The organism is Streptomyces sp. NPDC054841 (assembly GCF_053611045.1).
In genome coordinates this window covers 1-2,774 of the sequence record NZ_JBSGZO010000746.1, presented here as the reverse complement: position 1 = coordinate 2,774, position 2,774 = coordinate 1, and the positions used below count along the sequence as shown (strand labels likewise).

Below are 2,774 nucleotides of genomic sequence, written 5' to 3'. Positions count from 1 at the left end.
GCCCATGCCTGACCAGGCATGGGCCCCACGCTTTTGTCATCACAGCCCGTGGCGGTAGGTTCGACGATCAGAAGGGACGATCAGAAGGACTGCAAGGAAGGGCGGAAGGGCGTCGATGGCCATTGCCAAGGCCGAGCGGCTGATGAACCTGGCGCTGTGTCTGCTCGGGACACGGCGGCCGCTCAGCAAGCGGGAGCTGCGCGGCTCCATCGAGGCATACGTCGAGGCCTTCGGGCCGGGTGGAAGCGCAGCCGGGTCCGACGAGTCGTTCAACCGCATGTTCGAGCGCGACAAGGACGATCTGCGCGAACTCGGCCTGGTCATCGCGACCGTGGAGAACCTCGACGGCGAGATAGGCTACCTCGCCCGCCGGGACTCCAACAGGCTGCCGCCCATCACGCTCGATGCGGAGGAGGCCGCGGCGCTCGGCCTCGCCGCAAAGGTCTGGCAGCAGGCCCGTCTCGCCGGAGCCGCCAGCGGCGCGCTGCAGAAACTGCGCGCGGCCGGCATGCCCGAGGCGGAGGACTCGTACGACGACCGGCACAGTGCCCTCGAACCGCGCATCCCGGTCCATGAGTCCGCCTTCGAGCCGCTGATGCTCGCCTGCCGCGACCGCCGGCCCGTGGTCTTCGACTACCGCAAGTCCAATGCCGTACGCCCCGAGACGCGCCATGTCGAGCCCTGGACACTGGAGTGCTGGCGCGGCCACTGGTATCTCGCCGGCTGGGACCGCGACCGCGGCGCCGAGCGGGTCTTCCGGCTCTCCCGGATCACCGGGAAGGTCCGTTCCCGCGCCGGCTCGTTCACCGCGCCCGTGCCCGACGTGGTCACCGTCCGGGAGACCGTCGAGAGCTGGGCGGGGGAGACCGCGACCCGCTCCGCGCTGATCAGGCTGCGCGCCGGGGCCGGCTACCCGCTGCGGGCCCGCGCCACCGCCGTACGGGAACTGGGCGACGGCTGGGACGAGTTGGAGATTCCGTACGGGCACGGGCTGGACGCCTGGCTGGTCGAGTTCGGCCCGGACGTCGTCGTACTGGAGCCCGCCGATCTGCGGGCCGATGTCGTGGACCGGCTGCGCGCCGTGGCCAAGGGCTGAGGGGGACTGCGACAACCATGGCCGCGAACGCCATCGACCAGACCCGGCGAATGCTCTCGCTGGTGACGTATCTGCGAGAGCGCCCCGGCGCGCGCGTCGGGGACGTCGCCCGGGCCTTCGGGATCACCGAGGACGAGCTGATCTCGGACCTCGACGTACTGCCCATGTGCGGAACCAGCTTCCGCGGTGGTGATCTGCTCGACATCGACACGGACGGCGACCGGATCTGGTGGCGCAACCCGGGCGCCCTCGCCGCGGAAGCAGCGGAACCGCTGCGGCTCGCCGCCGACGAGGCCACCGCGCTGCTGGTCGCCGCGCGCGCCGTCGCCACACTCCCCGGGCTGCGCGAGGGCGACCGTGAGGCGCTCCTGCGGGCCACCGCCAAGCTGGAGGCGGCGGCCGGCGAGGCGGCGGGCGCCAGCTCCCGGCTCTCGGTCACCTTCGAATCCGAGGGCGGCGTCTTCGCCGACGTCGACCGGGCGATCTCCGAGCGCCGCCGGCTGTGGCTGCGCTACTACTCCCCGGCGCGTGACGAGCTCACCGAGCGCGAGGTCGACCCGATCCGGCTGTTCGCCGTCGGCCATACGTACATGGAGGCCTGGTGCTACCTCTCCGAGGCACGCCGGACCTTCCGCCTCGACCGGGTCGCCGAGATCCGGCTGCTGGACGAGCCGTCCGCCCCGCCGGAGATCGAGCTGCGCGATCTGTCGGAGGGACTGGTGCAGCCCTCGGCCGAGGACCCGGAAGTCGTGGTCGACGTCGGACCGGGCGGCCGCTGGGTCGCCGAGTACTACCCGCACGACAGCGCGGAGGAGCTGCCCGAGGGCGGCCTGCGGATCACCCTGCGGACCCCTGACCCCACCTCGCTGCGGCGGCTCGCGCTGCGGCTGGGCCGTGACGGGCGGATCGTCGCCCCACAGGACCTGGCGGACAGTGCGCGCCGGGCGGCGCGCGACGCGCTCGCCGCGTACGACGACCAGGACTGACGGCGGCCGGCCCGACGGTGGCCGGGCCTCACGACGGCCAGGACCAACGACCGCGATCACGACGGACAACGACCGAGATCAAGGAGATATGAGCGATATGTCCATGCCGCCCGGTATCTCGGTACCGAAGGTTCCGGTCCTCTTCAAGGCCGCCTGCCCGGACTGCCGGGCCCGCTTCGAGCTCTCCGCGGGCGCGCTGCGACTGGCGATCGGCGGGAGCCGGAGGACCACGTTCTACTCCTTCACCTGCCCGGAGTGCGGGGCCGCGGTCCGCAAGCCCGCGGGGGAGCGGATCGTCGAGCTGCTCACGGGCAGCGGCGTACGCACGCTGCGCCTCCACTCCACCCCCTGACCCTTCCGCCCCTGACCCTTGGGCCCCGGACCCTTGGGCCCCGGACCCTTGGGCCCTGGCCCCTGTCCGGGTTGCGAAGCGTCCCCCTCGGCCCTCCGGACCCGGAGCCCATGCATCCGACGCCGCGGCCTGGCCTTCGAAGATCGCCCGGACAGGGCCTAGACGAGTAAGCCCTGTCTCCCGCCTGCTTCGCGCCGCCCGGCACGCACTCCCCCGTAGCCCTTCGGGCACGGGAGGTGCCCCCGCGCTGCGTTGTCGGGATCGTCCAAGTACGCCCAGTACGAGGACGACCCTCCGCCTTGCATCTGCACGCACCGGACGCCGCGAAGCCCGCCCTCCG

3 protein-coding genes are annotated in these 2,774 nt (G+C 72.4%); all 3 read left to right on the top strand.

The annotated features are described in order from the left end of the window. The first annotated feature begins 115 nt into the window (after positions 1 to 115). On the top strand, positions 116 to 1,096 hold the full coding sequence (locus ACWGI8_RS42640; RefSeq protein ID WP_453668842.1) for a helix-turn-helix transcriptional regulator: 981 nt from the start codon (positions 116 to 118) through the stop codon (positions 1,094 to 1,096). A gap of 17 nt (positions 1,097 to 1,113) precedes the next feature. After that, the gene (locus ACWGI8_RS42635; RefSeq protein WP_453668841.1) at positions 1,114 to 2,082 is read left to right on the top strand and encodes a helix-turn-helix transcriptional regulator; all 969 of its coding nucleotides are present in this window, start codon (positions 1,114 to 1,116) and stop codon (positions 2,080 to 2,082) included. A gap of 97 nt (positions 2,083 to 2,179) precedes the next feature. Next, entirely contained in the window at positions 2,180 to 2,434 is a 255-nt protein-coding gene (locus tag ACWGI8_RS42630) for a hypothetical protein (protein WP_453668843.1), read from the top strand. Positions 2,435 to 2,774 lie beyond the last annotated feature (340 nt).